At 36.3% G+C, this 16,491-nt stretch carries 18 protein-coding genes; 16 read left to right on the top strand and 2 right to left on the bottom strand.

What is annotated here, in order from left to right; translation table 11 throughout:
• Window positions 1–74: 74 nt before the first annotated feature.
• Genes ACUN8G_RS11275 through ACUN8G_RS11300 form a run of 6 tightly spaced genes read left to right on the top strand, consistent with a single transcriptional unit; the run spans window position 75 to window position 4,133 of the window.
• Window positions 75–362: a hypothetical protein gene (locus tag ACUN8G_RS11275; RefSeq protein ID WP_437347282.1), complete on the top strand. Its 288-nt coding sequence runs from the start codon at window positions 75–77 to the stop codon at window positions 360–362.
• Window positions 363–420: 58 nt separating this feature from the next.
• Window positions 421–1,572 (top strand): acyl-CoA dehydrogenase family protein, encoded by a 1,152-nt coding sequence (locus tag ACUN8G_RS11280; protein ID WP_437347281.1) that lies wholly within the window; start codon window positions 421–423, stop codon window positions 1,570–1,572.
• Window positions 1,565–2,320, top strand: coding sequence for a 1-(5-phosphoribosyl)-5-[(5-phosphoribosylamino)methylideneamino]imidazole-4-carboxamide isomerase (locus tag ACUN8G_RS11285; protein ID WP_437347280.1), 756 nt, complete (start codon window positions 1,565–1,567; stop codon window positions 2,318–2,320). The genes ACUN8G_RS11280 and ACUN8G_RS11285 overlap by 8 nt, the downstream gene beginning before the upstream one ends.
• Before the next feature lie 8 nt (window positions 2,321–2,328).
• The gene (locus ACUN8G_RS11290) at window positions 2,329–2,877 is read left to right on the top strand and encodes a cyclic nucleotide-binding domain-containing protein (protein ID WP_437347279.1); all 549 of its coding nucleotides are present in this window, start codon (window positions 2,329–2,331) and stop codon (window positions 2,875–2,877) included.
• Entirely contained in the window at window positions 2,874–3,350 is a 477-nt protein-coding gene (locus tag ACUN8G_RS11295) for a universal stress protein (RefSeq protein WP_437347278.1), read from the top strand. Before ACUN8G_RS11290 ends, ACUN8G_RS11295 begins: the two co-directional genes overlap by 4 nt.
• A gap of 18 nt (window positions 3,351–3,368) precedes the next feature.
• Window positions 3,369–4,133, top strand: coding sequence for an eIF2B alpha/beta/delta subunit family protein (locus ACUN8G_RS11300; protein WP_437347277.1), 765 nt, complete (start codon window positions 3,369–3,371; stop codon window positions 4,131–4,133).
• On the opposite strand, the gene ACUN8G_RS11305 is transcribed toward ACUN8G_RS11300, so the two are convergent.
• Window positions 4,123–4,722, bottom strand: a complete 600-nt coding sequence (locus tag ACUN8G_RS11305) for a tetratricopeptide repeat protein (protein WP_437347276.1) — start codon at window positions 4,720–4,722, stop codon at window positions 4,123–4,125. The two genes, ACUN8G_RS11300 and ACUN8G_RS11305, sit on opposite strands and share 11 nt — an antisense overlap.
• Window positions 4,723–4,865: 143 nt before the next feature.
• Here ACUN8G_RS11305 and ACUN8G_RS11310 point away from each other — a divergent pair, with 143 nt between their 5' ends.
• The 10 genes from ACUN8G_RS11310 (at window position 4,866) to trpA (ending at window position 15,574) form a co-directional block, all read left to right on the top strand.
• On the top strand, window positions 4,866–5,453 hold the full coding sequence (locus tag ACUN8G_RS11310) for a sigma-70 family RNA polymerase sigma factor (RefSeq protein ID WP_437347275.1): 588 nt from the start codon (window positions 4,866–4,868) through the stop codon (window positions 5,451–5,453).
• 264 nt (window positions 5,454–5,717) lie between these two features.
• Complete coding sequence (locus ACUN8G_RS11315; RefSeq protein WP_437347355.1) at window positions 5,718–6,584, top strand: sigma-70 family RNA polymerase sigma factor; 867 nt, start codon at window positions 5,718–5,720, stop codon at window positions 6,582–6,584.
• Between the two features lie 102 nt (window positions 6,585–6,686).
• Entirely contained in the window at window positions 6,687–8,162 is a 1,476-nt protein-coding gene (locus tag ACUN8G_RS11320) for an aminotransferase class V-fold PLP-dependent enzyme (protein WP_437347274.1), read from the top strand.
• Between the two features lie 900 nt (window positions 8,163–9,062).
• A complete protein-coding gene (gene trpE, locus ACUN8G_RS11325) occupies window positions 9,063–10,544 on the top strand; it encodes an anthranilate synthase component I (RefSeq protein WP_437347273.1) in 1,482 nt (493 codons plus the stop codon).
• Window positions 10,522–11,091: an anthranilate synthase component II gene (locus ACUN8G_RS11330; RefSeq protein ID WP_437347272.1), complete on the top strand. Its 570-nt coding sequence runs from the start codon at window positions 10,522–10,524 to the stop codon at window positions 11,089–11,091. The genes trpE and ACUN8G_RS11330 overlap by 23 nt, the downstream gene beginning before the upstream one ends.
• Window positions 11,085–12,098 carry an anthranilate phosphoribosyltransferase gene (gene trpD / locus ACUN8G_RS11335; RefSeq protein WP_437347271.1) on the top strand — a complete coding sequence of 338 codons (1,014 nt, stop codon included), beginning with the start codon at window positions 11,085–11,087 and terminating at the stop codon, window positions 12,096–12,098. Before ACUN8G_RS11330 ends, trpD begins: the two co-directional genes overlap by 7 nt.
• Before the next feature lie 3 nt (window positions 12,099–12,101).
• Window positions 12,102–12,905 (top strand): indole-3-glycerol phosphate synthase TrpC, encoded by an 804-nt coding sequence (gene trpC, locus ACUN8G_RS11340; RefSeq protein WP_437347270.1) that lies wholly within the window; start codon window positions 12,102–12,104, stop codon window positions 12,903–12,905.
• The gene (locus tag ACUN8G_RS11345) at window positions 12,895–13,509 is read left to right on the top strand and encodes a phosphoribosylanthranilate isomerase (RefSeq protein ID WP_437347269.1); all 615 of its coding nucleotides are present in this window, start codon (window positions 12,895–12,897) and stop codon (window positions 13,507–13,509) included. The genes trpC and ACUN8G_RS11345 overlap by 11 nt, the downstream gene beginning before the upstream one ends.
• 89 nt (window positions 13,510–13,598) lie before the next feature.
• Window positions 13,599–14,798, top strand: a complete 1,200-nt coding sequence (gene trpB / locus ACUN8G_RS11350) for a tryptophan synthase subunit beta (protein WP_437347268.1) — start codon at window positions 13,599–13,601, stop codon at window positions 14,796–14,798.
• Window positions 14,795–15,574, top strand: coding sequence for a tryptophan synthase subunit alpha (trpA, locus tag ACUN8G_RS11355; protein ID WP_437347267.1), 780 nt, complete (start codon window positions 14,795–14,797; stop codon window positions 15,572–15,574). The genes trpB and trpA overlap by 4 nt, the downstream gene beginning before the upstream one ends.
• Here trpA and ACUN8G_RS11360 read toward each other — a convergent pair.
• A complete protein-coding gene (locus ACUN8G_RS11360; protein WP_437347266.1) occupies window positions 15,571–16,431 on the bottom strand; it encodes a sulfurtransferase in 861 nt (286 codons plus the stop codon). The two genes, trpA and ACUN8G_RS11360, sit on opposite strands and share 4 nt — an antisense overlap.
• Between the last annotated feature and the right edge of the window lie 60 nt (window positions 16,432–16,491).

A 16,491-nucleotide genomic window follows, 5' to 3' on the forward strand; every position in this document is an offset into this window, starting at 1 on the left:
AGTAAATTTCTTTAAAGCTAAAGTCTTTTTACTTTTATCCGATTATTAAAGTAGAATAAATAAAGACTAGTGCCATGACTATTGAAGAAAAAGCAAAATGGTTTGACGTAGCAATGAGATTTGGATTGGAGGGTAAGATACATCTGGTTATGAAATCATATAAGGATGGGGTTGCAAAATGGGCTATAGTCGATACAGCCAGTAATAAGGTACTCAATTCAAATCTGGAATGGGAGCCTGAACCGCCGGCTAAAAAAAGGGATGAAAGTTTTTTAATACGTACGCGTTTCGATTTCGAAAGCGCAGTTGCTCTTTATAAACAATACAAAATGTTTGCCGTCGAAGCTTCCGAAGCGGTTTAATTTTCTTTTAGTATTCATTTGCGTATTTTTGACCTTCAAAAAAGGTCAGAAATCAATTATGTATCTAAAATTTACCGATGAACTCCAAATGCTCCGTCAAACCGTCAGGGAATTTGCATTATCTGAGATTAAACCGCTTGCCCGGCAAATTGATGAAGAAGAATCAATTCCTCGCAAATTAATCGAAAAAATTGCAGAAGTAGGACTACTTGGAACAGCTTTTCCAGAAAAATATGGCGGAGGCGGTTTCGGAGAAGTCGGATATTGTATTGCTCAAGAAGAAATTGCCAGAGCGTGCGGTTCGACTGCCACTTTTATCGGCGCTCACCAATCAATAGGAGCCAATGCTATTTTTATAGGTGGTTCTGAAGAATTAAAAGTTAAATACCTCCCTTCTTTAACATCCGGTAGTAAAATTGCCGCATTCTGTCTTACTGAAGCTCAAGCCGGTTCAGATTCTTTCAATATAAAAACATCCGCAATTAAAAAAGGAAATAAGTGGATTCTTAACGGAGAAAAATTGTGGATAACCAACGGCGCAATTGCGGATATATTCAGCGTATTTGCCAGGACAGAAAAAGGAATTACCGGTTTCGTCGTTGAAAAAGATTTTGGGGACGTTGAAATTGGTCCAAATGAAAAAAAATTGGGTATACGCGGTAGTGTAACCAACGCTGTCCGTTTTAACAATGTAGAAGTGCCGGCAGAAAATATTATAGGGAAAGAAGGTCGTGGCTTTCCAATTGCGATGAAAACTTTAGACGCCGGCAGACTAACCATTGGAGCCTGCTCGCTTGGCGCGGCAAAAGAGATGCTCGAACTTTCAGTTCAATATGCAAATCAAAGAGTACAATTCGACCAGCCGATATCACGTTTTGAAGCAATTCAATTTATGATTGCAGATATGACTTCAAAAATATATCTTATGGAAAGCATTTTATACCGCGCTGCACAAAAGTACGACGAAGGCCTCGATGTAAGTCAGGATGCAGCAATAGTAAAGTTATATTCTTCTGAAGCCGTTCAAAAAATAGCAGACATGGCACTCCAGATCCACGGTGGTATGGGGTATTCCCGGGAGTTACCGATTGAACGTTTTTACAGAGACGTCCGAATACTGAAAATTTTCGAAGGCACAAGCGAAATTCAAAAGTTGATTATCAGCAGAAAGACTATAAAAAATAACGGCAAATGGCTTATCGATGGTTAAAAAAATATTAATTATCCCTTCAATCGATATTCAAGACGGTAAAACTGTAAGAGTCGTTCAAGGCATACCAGAATTAAATTGTCCATCTTATGGAAATGACCCAGTTGAAATGGCACTTATCTGGCGCGCTGAAAACGCAAAGTGCCTTCACGTTGTCGACTTCAATTCAGCATGGTATCATTCACATGTAAACCATGATGTAATCAGACGAATATGCGAAAGTGTAATTATTCCGGTAGAACTCGGAGGAGGAATTAGCAACCTTGAAGATGCTGAAAGGGCTTTCGATTTAGGCGCTGCTCGAATTGTAATCGGTACACTTGCCCACGAGAATCAAAAAGAATACGTAAAAATCCTTGAAAAATTTTCGCCCAGTAAAGTTGTTGCAGCTATTGACGTAATCGAAGGTCAGGTGGTAACTCGAGGCAGAAGAGTTTTTACAGGCATTGATGCACTTGAATATGCAAAAAAACTGAAAGAACTCGGCACAGAACGTTATATTGTAACTGATGTAAGAAGAAACGGCATGTTATTGGGTCCGAACATTGAATTATCCAAAAAAATTGCCGAAATTACAGAAAAGAAAGTCACACATTCGGGAGGGATATCTGGTTATCAGGATCTGATACAATTACAAAAAGAAGGTGGCAACCATATTGATTCTGTCATAATTGGAAGAGCTTTGTACGAAAATCGTTTCTCCTGTCAAAAAATATGGCGTGTGGCAGAAGCTGGATTATTTAATTGAGTCGAAAGATGGAATCTAATATCAGAATACCTCAAAAAAGCAGTTTCTGGACAAATTTGTTCAAAAGTCCAACAGACAAAAACGAACTCGAAGAAGTACTGGCTTCAATACCACCTTTTAAAAAGTTGTCACCGAAATACCTGAAATTACTGATGAAACTCATACACAATCGTTTTTACAAAGCCAACGAATATATCTTTTACCAGAATGACCCCGGAATTGCTCTTTATATAATTGTCAGCGGCGAAGTATTGATTACACAGGAAGATGAAGAGGGGGAACAATTTGACCTGGCTCATCTAACTAGAGGCGATTTCTTTGGCGAGCTGGCTCTAATTGACGAAGAACGTCGTGCAGCAAGCGCTATAGCACTTAAAGATTCTTTTATAGCTGCAATTTTCAAACCCGATCTTGACGAATTTATAGAAGTTCATCCACTGGAAGGAATTAAAATTCTAAAAGGTCTTATTCATATAATTGCAACACGTTTGCGTAATGTTAATAAAGAATATCTGGAACTTTATAATCAAATTAGAACAAAGGAGAAGCAGCTATGAGTCTGATAAAAAAAATTTTGGTTCCGGTAGATTTTTCAGAATACTCTAAAGAAGCTTTGAAATATGCAGTCCAGTTTGCCAAACAATTCAATGCAAAACTTTATATAATCTACGTAATCGAACCAGTTATTTATCCCGCTGATTTTAGTATGGGACAGGTTGCAATACCTTCTCTTGAAAATGATATTAAGAAAAGAGCCGAAGAAGAAATGGACTCTCTAATTAAATCCTTTGTAGATCCATCTCTTGAAACAGACATAATAATTAAAACTGGCAAACCGTTTGTTGAGATTATTGAAACAGCTCGTGAGACAGACACCGACCTAATTATTATGGCAACACACGGACACACAGGAGTGGAACATCTTCTATTTGGAAGCACCGCCGAAAAAGTTGTTCGCAAAGCACCCTGCCCTGTTTTGACCATGCGTAAGCCAATTAAAGGATTCCAGTATAACAAGCAAAACAGTTAAGATTAAATTTACTTTTTTATGAAACAGGATTTTACGGAAGACAATATTTCAGGCAGCAGCGAATTGCTCCAGGAATTGCATGAACATTTAAAAACTCAGAAAAATATTCTCTCGCTTTTCCCTGATTTACTCGACAGTTTTGGCAAAAAATTTGCCGCTTTCGAAAACATCCAAAATTATTTGAATGAATTAAGAAGAGTAATCAAAACAAAAAAGAGCATAGACGAATTTTTTAAAAAATACGATAACTTGATATTAAACATATACGATAACATCTATAACAATTGCCGCACCATACTCATTAAACACTCTTCCTTTATAACAATATCGAACAGTAAAACTGTTTTCGAAATATTAAAACGATTATCAAAGGAAAATAAAGAACTGAGTGTAGTTGTTACAGAATCAAGACCACAATATGAGGGACGGATATTGGCTCGAAGGTTATCAAAAGAAGGAATTGAAGTTAAGTTAATTACAGAGGCAATGATTTATAATGAATCTTTAACATGCGAAGCAGGAATAATTGGTGCAGACACTGTATTAAAAAATGGGAATGTCGTAAATAAAACGGGTAGTGGTCTTCTTGCATTGGCATGCAAATATCGCAATATTCCACTATATGTTGTATGCGATAGACAAAAGTTTTCTAACAAAAACAAATTCACCAACAAACTAATGCCTTCCAACGAAATCTGGAAAACACGTTCCAGAATTAAGATCGAAAATTACTATTTCGAAGAAATCGACAAAAAATTAATCACACATATTTTTACTGATTAGTGGCTGATAGGCTTTCGAGAATCTCTTTTGCATTATTCGCAGCGCGACTATCGGGATGTTTTTCAATCAATAGTTTCCAGTATTTCTTGGCCTCTTTTTCGTTTCCTTTCACCTGTTGTATTACACCCATATTATAAAGTGCAAGCGGGTAATCATCATCCAATTTTAAAATCTTTCTTGTATACTCTTCTGCCCTTTCTAATTCGCCCATGTTAAAATAAATAAATGTCAACTGCAACATTGCATCGAATCTTTTGGGATCGAGGGTATGGAGTTTTTGATATAATTTTAGCGCCTCTTCTGGTTTATGGGACATGGTTAGCATATCAGCGTATTCTCTGATTCGGAGTGTATCATTCGGATTTTCTTCATATGCTCTCTTAAGCTCACTAAGTTTTTGAATAACCTCCTCCATCACATTTGAATCTGAAGGCATTTCCCCTTCTTGTCCTTTTAATCCTTTATGTATTTCGTCATCTGGCATATTAGGATGTAAATTCTTGGGTTCGTTATTTTGGGAAAGAAATACAACCGTAACTATAAATGCTATAAAGACCAATAAATATATATAAATAGATTTGAATTTCATTTTTTTCTGCTCCATAATTATGACTTCTCAAACATAGTAAATTCTATAATAATTAATTCTTTTTTTATAGACATGAGAATAAATGAACTAAAACTTATTCGCTTCTGTTAACGAGATATAATGTCATAATTTGAGGAAGAAAAATGGCTGACACAGGTAAAAACAGAAGAAAAGAATTTGATAATGAAATTGCCCCGCATATTTCAGCACTTAAGTCATATGCTTTAAAATTATCAAGAGATCCAGACGATGCTGAAGACCTATTACAAGACACATTATTGAAAGCATTCCGCTTTTTTGACCAATATGAAAAAGGAACTAACATAAAAGCTTGGTTATTCCAGATAATGAAAAATTCCTTTATCAATACCTACCGAAGGATAAAGCGGCAACCAGGGAAAGTAAATTATGACGATATTGAAAACTTTTACGAAAATATACGTTCCGAAGAAATTACTTCATCTCATGTTCAAAATGATGCTTTTAACGACATTATGAACGATGAAATCGCCAATGCACTGGCAAAACTTCCCGATGAATTTAGAACAATAATTTTCTTGAGTGATATTGAAGGATACACATACGAAGAAATAGCTGATTTTATCGATTGCCCGGTTGGCACAGTTCGTTCTCGTCTTCACAGAGCACGTAAAATGCTTTATTATCTTCTCTATTCATATGCTAGGGATAAATCGCTCATAAAAGAAGAAAATAAATTAATTTTAAATTAATATTAATATTTTATTATTTTTTTGTTGGACTATTAGAAAAATTTTATGTAATTTTGTGAGATGAAAAATCGAGCAACATATCTAAGAGCTACTATCGATAACCTGTATTTTACTATCACTAAATGCTTCTCTTTAAGAGGAGATATTAAATAGCAAATATAAAATAAATCACCCATATAAGCAGGCAAAATTTAATGCCGTGGGGAACTAGTGTGTATTTATTGAAGTCAAAAAACAGTGTAATTTAATAATATAAGGAGATATATAGAATTGAAGATAACCAAGCAATTCACGAACCGGGAAAGCAAATCTTTAGACCAATATCTTCAAGAAATCGGAAAAGTTGACCTCCTTACCCCGGAAGAAGAAATTGAATTAGCCAAACGAATAAAAAAGGGCGATAAGCAAGCCCTCGATAAACTTACGAAGGCTAATTTGAGATTCGTTGTCAGTGTAGCAAAACAATATCAGAATCAGGGACTTCCATTGGGCGACCTGATTAACGAAGGAAATTTAGGTTTAATTAAAGCTGGGCTTCGTTTTGATGAGACCCGCGGTTTTAAATTCATTTCTTATGCTGTCTGGTGGATTCGGCAGTCGATTATGCAAGCTATAGCCGAACAATCCAGAATGGTTCGACTGCCCTTAAATCGAGTAGGCGCATTAAATAAAATGGGCAAAGCTCTAAGCCAGCTCGAGCAGGAATACGAAAGGAAACCAAGCGCCGAAGAAATAGCAGAACAGCTCGACATGGACGTTCAGGACGTCAATTATGCAATGCAAATTGCCGGTAGACATATTTCAATGGATGCTCCCTTCGCTCATAGCGATGATAGTAATAACAGTCTACTCGACGTTATGCCCAATGAAGATCAACCATCACCCGACCATTCTTTGTTGAAAGAATCTCTCAAAACCGAAATTGAACGCTCTCTTTCAACACTTACCGAAAGAGAAGCTGAAGTAATCAGACTTTATTTTGGATTGGGCAAGGAACATTCTCTTACTCTTGAAGAGATCGGCGAAAAACTCAATCTGACGCGTGAACGCGTACGGCAGATAAAAGAAAAAGCTCTTATCAGACTACGTCATTCTTCCAGAAGTAAAAATCTTAAAGCTTACTTAGGATAATCTTCATTTCTACCCCCTTTTTGAGAGCCTCTCATTATTAGTATGAGAGGCTTTTTTTATCCTCCGTAAAAATCTTCTTATATTTGTAGAAAAAAAAGCTATATGAATTCACTTGAAAAATATTTTGAAAAATTTAGACTGAATATTACGGGCATCGACCAGACATTCGATAGTCCTTATGGCAAAAAAAAAATTATCTATGCTGACTGGATTGCTAGTGGCAGATTGTATAATCCTATCGAAAAAATAATGATTGAACGTTTTGGGCCATTTGTAGGAAATACCCACTCTGAGTCATCGGTCACTGGTACTTCGATGACAAAAGCCTATCGAGAAGCTAGGAATATCATAAAAAGACACGTGAATGCATCGAACAATGATGTTTTGCTCTTCGCTGGTTACGGTATGACGGCGGCAGTAAATAAATTTCAGCGTTTGCTTGGACTTAGAGTACCTGAACAGTTACAAAGACATATAAATATTCCGAAGGACGAAAAGCCCGTAGTTTTTCTTACACACATGGAACACCACTCCAACCAAACATCGTGGCTCGAAACAATTTGCGACGTTGTTTTGATACAACCTGACGATAAAGGGTTGGTCGATTTATCTCATTTCAAACATTTACTCGAATTGTACAGTCATCGTAAACTAAAAATTGGCTCTTTTACCGCAGCTTCGAATGTTACGGGAATCGAAACGCCTTACTACGAAATGGCTGAATTGATGCATGAATATGATGGATATTGTTTCGTCGATTTCGCAGCTGCAGCTCCTTATGTAAATATAAACATGCATCCCAAAAATCCAGCTCAAAAACTTGATGCCATCTTTTTTTCACCTCATAAATTTTTAGGGGGTCCCGGTACATCTGGAGTGCTGATTTTCGATTCTCATTTGTACAATCGACGAATACCCGACCACCCAGGTGGTGGAACAGTTGATTGGACTAATCCGTGGGGAGAACATAAATATATTCAGGATATTGAGACTCGTGAAGATGGAGGTACACCTGGTTTCCTTCAGGCTATTAAATCCGCACTTGCCATTAAACTGAAAGAGAAAATGGGAGTAGATAAAATACGCAAACGTGAGAACGAATTGCTGAAAAAAGCTTTCAATCGTCTGAAAAAAATTAATCGTCTTCATATCCTCGCAGCCGAACACGAAGAAAGAATCGGTGTAATCTCTTTTTATGTAGAAAATGTACACTATAACTTAATGGTTAAATTGCTGAACGATAGATACGGCATACAAATGCGCGGCGGTTGTTCTTGCGCAGGTACATATGGCCATTATTTACTTCACGTCGATCCAACACGGTCTAAGTATATTACCGAAAAAATTAACAACGGCGACCTCTCCGAAAAACCTGGTTGGGTAAGACTTTCACTACACCCGACTATGACCGACGAAGAACTTGATTTTATTCTCGATGCAATTGAGGAAATAATTCAGAATGCTGAAAAGTGGTCAAAAGAATACACATACTCCTCACGCACAAATGAATATACCCATACTTTCTATAATGAAAACGCCTGGCAACATATTGAGGAGTGGTTTGAGATTAGGGATTAGGGATTAGAGTTTAGGGGTTAGGGATTAGAATTTTGGAGACGGAATTTTTATATATAATTTCTTTATAAGATGAGAACATTGTCATATATTTTCGTTGCATATTTGCATAATTAAGTCCTTGCATGATATTTTATTGATGAAACACTACTTAATTTAATTCTGTTATATTTCATGCCGGGCAATTTGCTTTATTTTTTCCTGTATGCTTGCTTCCTGGATAATCATTCAAAATGTAAACTCTCAAGCAGCCGACTATTCATTATCAGCTCTCCATATTTAATTTCATTGACCAGATATTATTAAGTTTCAGAATAATTTTTTTGCCAAAATAAATTTTTAATAACCAGCTCTTATCGCATAGGTTTAACTTTTTTTGTGTAGAATAAAATTTAATGGCTTTAAGAAACAACCAAACAATTTTAATCCAAGCAATATATATCTAAGTTTTGATTTTTCATATAAGATAAGAATCAAATTACCACTTCAATTAGCTAAGGCAACACAATCTGAATAAATAATATGGTTTTAACCTTTATTATTTTTGGGTATGTTTATTTACCTGCACTCTGATTGATTTCCTTATTAACCACTATTATAAATAATTTTCAGCTTTTACAATATTAAGAAAATCTATTGCAGTGAGTATAATTATAAATAATGATGAATATTTATACATATTTTTTTCAAAGGATATTGACTTGATAGTTAATTTTTTTCTATCTTTGCTGCCAAATGATGAAAGTATATTTTACATATAACAATACAAACAATAATCACTGGTGGTGGTGGCGCAATTTTATATCCATCATCTCAGTGATAACATAAATTAGTTTAAATAATTAACAAAAGAAGCCCTTCTTAGTTATCACTGAGAAGGGCTTTTTGTTTTAAAGAGGTTTTATGGACTACGATAAATTTTTATTGCTGGCAGAAAGATATAATACCGTTCCAGTTTACGACAAACTGGCTGCTGACTTACAAACTCCTGTATTGGCATATCTCAAACTTCGCAAATATGCGAATTCATCCTTCCTGTTAGAATCAGTTGAAGGGATTGGTAGGCTGGCGCGTTACTCGTTTATCGGAATTGATCCTGAAATAATTATTTCTAACCACTACAAAAAAATAAAGATAGAAACTAATGAAATAACAGAAACAATCGAATCTAATCTATTCGAGTATCTACAAAAATTTATGTCACATCAGAATTATCCACTCCTCGATGAACTACCCTATTTTACCGGCGGTTGGGTCGGTTACATCGGATTCGACAATATTTCTTTAATAGAAGAGGTAATCGAATATAAAAATAATAATGGAGAAACTTTTCCGGACTCGATACTTGGTTTTTTTAAAACCGTGATTGTTTTTGATCATTTTAAGCATCAGTTAATTTTAATTGATAACGCAGATTGCACTGACAAATCGAAATTGAGAAATACATATAACTTATCGATCAACAAACTTCAAAAAATAAGAAAAATACTGAATGAAGAATTAAGCTATAAATCTGATTTCAATGTTGATGCTGAGGAAATCGATCAAAACGAAGAAGAAAATTTTTTAAGGTTAGTCGAAGACAGTAAAAGAAATATTTACAATGGGGATGTTTTCCAAATTGTTTTATCACATCGATTTTCAGCCAATTATAAAGGTGATCTTTTTAATGTTTACAGATCTTTGAGAATGATTAATCCTTCACCTTACATGTATTATATAAGTTTCGGCAATGAAATAAAAGTAGTCGGAACGTCGCCGGAAGATTTACTAAAAGTAAAGGACAGGAAAGCAGAAATTCTTCCTATAGCCGGTACACGTCGTCGCGGAAAGAACGAAGATGAAGACAAAAGGCTCGAAGAAAATTTGATTAACGATCCAAAAGAAATTGCCGAACACGTAATGTTAGTCGACCTTGCGCGAAACGATCTGGGAAGAGTTTGCAAAACAGGGACCGTAAAAATTAGCGAGAATATGAAAGTCAATCGATTCTCCCACGTAATGCATATTGTTTCAAGGGTGGAAGGAATTTTAAAAGATGAACTCGATTCAATTGATGCTCTTAAAGCTGCCTTCCCTGCCGGAACAGTATCAGGTGCGCCTAAAATAAGAGCAATTCAATTGATTAATCAATATGAGAAACAAAAGCGTGGCCTCTATGCCGGTTCAGTGGGATATATCGATTTTCGTGGTAATCTCGATATGTGTATTGCAATTCGAACATTGTGGGCAAATGATCGATCTGTTTTCTGGCAAGCCGGTGCCGGAATTGTTGCTGATAGCCGCCCCGAACTTGAACTTAAAGAAATTAAAAATAAATCCGCGGTTCTTTTGAACGCATTAAAATTAGCCGAGGTAATAGATGAAAATATTGATAATAGATAATTACGATTCATTCACTTATAATCTCGTTCAACTTGTCGGTATTTATGCGTCCAACATTATTGTAGAACGAAACGACAAAGTATCAATTAACGACATCATGAGAATGCAACCGGATAAAATAGTTATCTCACCCGGCCCTGGTAAACCGGAGGAGTCCGGAATATCGATCGAAGTTATCAAAACACTCGGACAGGATATTCCAATTCTCGGGGTTTGTCTTGGCCACCAGGCAATCGGATATTGCTTTGGAGGTAAAGTAATCAATGCACCCTCTCTTATGCATGGCAAAACTTCTCATATTCAACACGACGGGAAAACCATTTATTCTAACATCGAGCAAGGTTTTACAGCAGGCAGATATCACTCACTGGTTATAGATAAAAATACTCTTCCGGAGGTCCTCGAAATATCTTCAACTACAGCGGATGGAATTATTATGGGTGTTAGACATAAAACATTCCCTATCGAAGGCATTCAATTTCATCCAGAATCGATCTTAACAAAAGTAGGTCATTTAATAATTAAAAATTGGTTGGAAGCATGTTAAAAGAATACATTGAAAAGATTAGTAACCGAGAAAATCTTTCGTTCAATGAAGCTTATTCTGCAATGTCGCGCATCATGAGCGGCGAGTGTAATAACTCGCAAATAGCAGGTCTATTGACAGCCTTAAAAACGAAAGGCGAAACAGCCGAAGAGGTTGCGGGTTTTGCCGGAGCCATGCGTCAATTTAGTATTAAAATCGAAATTGAAGACGAAAATTTAATCGACGTATGCGGAACAGGCGGAGATAATTCAAACACATTCAACATTTCAACTGCCACTGCATTTGTGGTAGCAGGTGCCGGAGTTAAAGTTGCAAAACACGGCAATAGATCAATATCAAGTAAGTGTGGCAGTGCGGATGTTATTTCCCTTCTTGGCATTGATATCAATCTAACGCCCGAGCAATCGAAACGCGCCCTCGATAAAATCGGGATCGCGTTCTTATTTGCTCCCATTTACCACCCTGCGATGAAATATGCCGCTCCCGTTCGTAAAGAACTAGGCACGAAAACAATATTTAATATTCTCGGTCCATTGACCAATCCTGCAGGTACAAAAAAACAACTCATCGGCACGTTTAGTAATCGTACGTCTGCTTTGATGGCTGAAGCTGCTCAATACCTAAATATGGATTCCGCAGCTTTTGTATGCACGGCAAATCAATACGATGAAATTACTTTGACAGATGAGACCAACATAAAATTTTATAAAAAAGACAAGCCGATTGAAGATATTAAAATTGACAACACTCATTTCTCTTTCGAAAAGATAAAGCTAAAAAATATCACAAGCGATTCTCCGGAGAAAAATGCAAAGTTTATCCTAAGTATTATTCAAGAAAAACAAAAAGGCGACGCATATAATGTGGTGGTTGCTAATGCTGCGATGGCTCTTTTGATTGCTGGTGTGGCTGAGTCAATTGAAGAAGCCAAATCCATTGCAATCGAATCGATCGAATCCGGCAATGCATATAAAAAGTTACAGGACATAAGAAATTTCGGAAATTGAACTATGAGTTTCCTTAAAGAAATAATTAATAACAAAAAAAATGAAGTAACAAATCTGCGGAAAAAATACTCGCTTTGTTATTTCGAAGAGCAAGAGTTATTTCACGCCCCTCCGCTCAGTCTCATCGATTCTTTAACTCGATCGAAAACTATAGGTCTGATTTCCGAAATCAAAAAAGCCAGTCCGTCAAAAGGCATATTGCGCGAAGCTTTTAATCATATTGATATCGCAAAAATATATATGAACAATAAAGTAAATGCAATTTCGATATTAACAGATTCGAAGTATTTCCAAGGTTCAATAGATTATTTAAAGGAAATTGCGGGATTCAAGACCGTCCCTTTATTGCGTAAAGATTTTATAATTGATGAATATCAAATCTTCGAAGCGAAGGCTGCAGGAGCAGATGTTGTGTTGTTGATTGCTGAAGCATTATCAGCTGACCAATCCGATTCTTTAATTGCCGCTGCTCATGAATGCAATCTTGAAATATTATACGAAATCCACTCTGCCGACCAACTGGACAAAATTGATTTTGACAAAGTTAAATTAATCGGAATCAACAACCGCAACCTCGAAACGTTTGAAGTTGATGTTCGCACGACCAGGAAGATAGCTGACTTATTACCAGATGGAATAATTGCAATTTCCGAAAGCGGTATAACAACCCCAGACGATATCAAGACTATTTTACACAAAAAAGTAAAAGGTATTTTGGTAGGTGAATATTTTATGAAATCTAAAGACATAGAAATTGCACTCAAGAACTTTATTAATAATCTTGAAAAAATAAGCAATGAGAATTAAGATCTGCGGAATAACGAATTATAACGACGCCATTGCCGCATACGAAGCGGGAGCAGATGCTCTTGGATTTATTTTCTATAACAAGAGCAAAAGATACGTGGACCCAATTATTGCCTCTAATATTATTCGTAAACTACCACCATTTATAACAACTGTTGGAGTTTTTGTAAACTCCTCTTTAGAAGAGATAAACGGGATTGTAGATATCTGTAATATCAATATAATTCAATTGCACGGCGATGAAAGACCGGATATAATTCCTCTTCTTAAAAGACCTGTTATTAAGAGTTTTAGAGTTACTAATGAATTTCGTTTTGAAATTTTGGAGGAATATAAGAATTGTTTTTATTTACTGGATGCATACTCTGAAAATGAATACGGTGGAACAGGAAATAAATTTAATTGGGACATTATACCGGAAAATTTGAAAAGGAAAATTATTCTTGCTGGGGGAATTGGAAAAGATGATTTGCTAAGAATCAGAACAAGTATTAATCCTCCCGCTATCGACGTTTCTTCTTCAATCGAATTGGAACCAGGGAAAAAAGACATTATTAAATTAAAAGAGTTGATGGATGAATTACATAGAATTTACCCCAGATAGATGCATACACTCCGACCGGATCTTTGAGTCTGTTTACCAAACAGATAGAAGATCCGGCTTATTTATTAATAATTCAGGGATATCTAAAAATGAAAAACTATAACGTACCGGATAGAACAGGTAAATTTGGAATATACGGCGGAAAATTTGTGCCTGAGACATTAATAGGAGCACTCGAGACGCTCGAAAGAGTATACCTGGAATTAAAAAATGATAAAAATTTTTTAGAAAAATTAAATGAACTCCAGAGCGAATATAACGGCAGACCTACACCTTTAACATTTGCCAATCGATTAACCGACTATTACGGCAGAGCCAAAATATATTTAAAAAGAGAGGACTTATGTCATACAGGAGCTCATAAACTTAACAATGCTCTCGGACAAATTTTACTGGCAAAATATCTCGGCAAAGAAAGAATAATTGCAGAAACTGGCGCAGGTCAACACGGAGTTGCGACCGCTACAGTATGTGCCAAATTCGGCATGCAATGTATTGTATATATGGGCGAAGAGGATATCGAACGACAAAAACCAAATGTCTTTCGTATGAAACTACTCGGTGCCGAAGTTAGACCAGTTTCTTCTGGAAGCAAAACACTTAAAGATGCTACTAACGAAGCAATTCGCGACTGGGTTACCAATGTAAAAAATACTCATTACATTATCGGTTCGGTTGTTGGTCCACATCCTTACCCGATGATAGTGCGCGACTTTCAGTCAATTATCGGCATTGAAACTCGAGCACAAATTTTAAGTAAAGAAAATCGATTGCCTGACTATATAATTGCTTGCGTAGGTGGCGGTTCGAATGCCATCGGTATTTTTTATCCATTTATTAACGAAGAATCAGTTAAATTAATTGGAGTTGAAGCAGCGGGTGAAGGTCTCGATACGAATAAACACTGTGCCACATTGACCATAGGAACACCGGGTGTTTTTCAAGGAATGTACACATATCTTATTCAATCTGAAGAAGGACAAATTTCCGAAGTCCATTCAATTTCCGCAGGACTGGATTATCCAGGAGTTGGACCTGAACATTCTTATTTGAAGGATATGAGTCGTGTTCAATATAGAGCTGTGACGGATAAAGAGGCTCTCAAAGCAGCAAATCTGTTAACCAGATTGGAAGGCATATTGCCGGCACTCGAATCCGCACATGCAATTGCGTATCTGGAAAAAATGATCGGCACTACAGATAAAGACGATATTATTATTATTAACCTGAGCGGACGCGGCGACAAAGACCTTTCTACTTTAATGAATCACAGCAGGGATAAGTTATGAAAATTAAAAACACAATTGATACCATAACTCGAAATAGAAAAAAGGCTCTGGCTATTTTTCTTACTGCCGGTTTTCCAGACAAAAACAAATTCCTCGATTATGCGAAAGCCACTCTGGATGGTGGAGCCGATATATTAGAGATTGGAATTCCTTTCAGTGATCCTTTAGCTGATGGACCTGTCATTCAAAAATCTTCAACTCTGGCACTTAAAAAAAATTTCAGAATTAAAGACATTTTTAGCTATATCGAGGAAATCAGAAAATACTCCGATATTCCAACTATATTAATGGGATATGCAAACCCAATCAATAAATACGGTAAAGAGAAATTTTTAATCGATGCAGCAAATTGTGGTGCGGAAGGTCTAATAGTTCCAGATATACCACTTGAAGAATATGATTTCTTTTTTCCCGCTGAGAAGCATGGTCTTGAAATAATTCTACTAACAACCCCAACTTCTACGAACGAGCGCATTAAAGCTATCGATAATAAGAGTGAAGGTTTTCTCTATTGCGTAAGTGTGACAGGTACAACAGGAGCCGACAAAAATTTCGACTCCTCTACATTAGAAAATCTAAAACGTACATATTCGTTAATAACAAAAAATAGAATGATGATTGGCTTTGGTATCGGCAGACCTGAAGACATTCACACATTTTACAATTATTCCGATGGCTTTATTGTGGGAAGTAAAATAATTAAATCGATTATCGAGGGGATAGAACCTTCGGGAATTTCGGAAACAGTGAAGCAATTTAAATATGCATGCAATTAATGCATTCTTTTAGGATAACCTTGTTCGATTGGTAATGTGAGATCACGGGACCATTCGTTCCACGAGGCCAGATAATTGTATACTTTTTCATAGCCAGCCATTTTTAATGCAACGAAGAGATTCGATGTGCGGGCTCCTTTAAAGCAGTAAAGATATAATACTTTATCCTCAGAAAGACCAAACTTTTTGAACATTTCATTGAGTTGTTCTGGACTCTTAAACCACGGAATAAATCCTTTGTACTCCATAGTATTATACCATTCGATCCAAACAGAGCCGGGAATTCTTCCTTTGCGCGGTGTAAAATCGGGACCATATGGAGAAGAGCTTACTCCTACCCATTCAGCTCTATCTCGGCAATCTATTATTGTTATTTCTGGATTTTGAATTGCAGCGAGCATTTGCTTTTTATTCAAGATAATCGAATTGTCTACTGAAATTTCGAATTTCCGAAGTTCAGGATGAGGTGTATGTCTTTCCACATTCAAATTTTTATCGAGCCAGGCTTGATAACCTCCATGAAGAATTCTCACATTTTTGTGTCCCATATGATTAAAAATAAACCAGCCGCGGCACGAACGTCCATAACCGTTATCCATAGCATCTTCATAAACAACCACTTCTTTCGAAGAATCGATTCCCGCTAACCCAAATAAATTAGCGAAATGCTTTCTCAATTGTTCATAACCACCATTCGATTCGGTAGCAAGATAACTGAAAATATCGTAGATATTAACTGCTCCAGGAATATGGTCAATAAGATAATCCTCCGGCTCCCTTGTATCGACAATGATTAGATTATCTTCATGTAATTTATCGTAGAGTTCTTCAATTTCAATCAGGTATTTATTTGCCATATTAAGAAGTGCAACCTTTCAAGAATAATTTTTTGTACTATAGTATCGAATTCGTGGATT

This window comes from Melioribacter sulfuriphilus, from assembly GCF_052656625.1.

Bases quoted from the DNA above. Each gene is read 5' to 3' on its own strand.
- ACUN8G_RS11300 (WP_437347277.1), top strand. From the start codon at position 3,369: ATGAAACAGGATTTTACGGAAGACAATATTTCAGGCAGCAGCGAATTG.
- ACUN8G_RS11285 (WP_437347280.1), top strand. From the start codon at position 1,565: ATGGTTAAAAAAATATTAATTATCCCTTCAATCGATATTCAAGACGGT.
- trpB (WP_437347268.1), top strand. From the start codon at position 13,599: ATGAAAAACTATAACGTACCGGATAGAACAGGTAAATTTGGAATATAC.
- ACUN8G_RS11320 (WP_437347274.1), top strand. From the start codon at position 6,687: ATGAATTCACTTGAAAAATATTTTGAAAAATTTAGACTGAATATTACG.
- ACUN8G_RS11330 (WP_437347272.1), top strand. From the start codon at position 10,522: ATGAAAATATTGATAATAGATAATTACGATTCATTCACTTATAATCTC.
- ACUN8G_RS11295 (WP_437347278.1), top strand. From the start codon at position 2,874: ATGAGTCTGATAAAAAAAATTTTGGTTCCGGTAGATTTTTCAGAATAC.
- ACUN8G_RS11305 (WP_437347276.1), bottom strand. From the start codon at position 4,722: ATGAAATTCAAATCTATTTATATATATTTATTGGTCTTTATAGCATTT.
- ACUN8G_RS11290 (WP_437347279.1), top strand. From the start codon at position 2,329: ATGGAATCTAATATCAGAATACCTCAAAAAAGCAGTTTCTGGACAAAT.
- trpA (WP_437347267.1), top strand. From the start codon at position 14,795: ATGAAAATTAAAAACACAATTGATACCATAACTCGAAATAGAAAAAAG.
- ACUN8G_RS11360 (WP_437347266.1), bottom strand. From the start codon at position 16,431: ATGGCAAATAAATACCTGATTGAAATTGAAGAACTCTACGATAAATTA.
- ACUN8G_RS11310 (WP_437347275.1), top strand. From the start codon at position 4,866: ATGGCTGACACAGGTAAAAACAGAAGAAAAGAATTTGATAATGAAATT.
- trpE (WP_437347273.1), top strand. From the start codon at position 9,063: ATGGACTACGATAAATTTTTATTGCTGGCAGAAAGATATAATACCGTT.
- ACUN8G_RS11345 (WP_437347269.1), top strand. From the start codon at position 12,895: ATGAGAATTAAGATCTGCGGAATAACGAATTATAACGACGCCATTGCC.
- ACUN8G_RS11275 (WP_437347282.1), top strand. From the start codon at position 75: ATGACTATTGAAGAAAAAGCAAAATGGTTTGACGTAGCAATGAGATTT.
- trpC (WP_437347270.1), top strand. From the start codon at position 12,102: ATGAGTTTCCTTAAAGAAATAATTAATAACAAAAAAAATGAAGTAACA.
- trpD (WP_437347271.1), top strand. From the start codon at position 11,085: ATGTTAAAAGAATACATTGAAAAGATTAGTAACCGAGAAAATCTTTCG.
- ACUN8G_RS11280 (WP_437347281.1), top strand. From the start codon at position 421: ATGTATCTAAAATTTACCGATGAACTCCAAATGCTCCGTCAAACCGTC.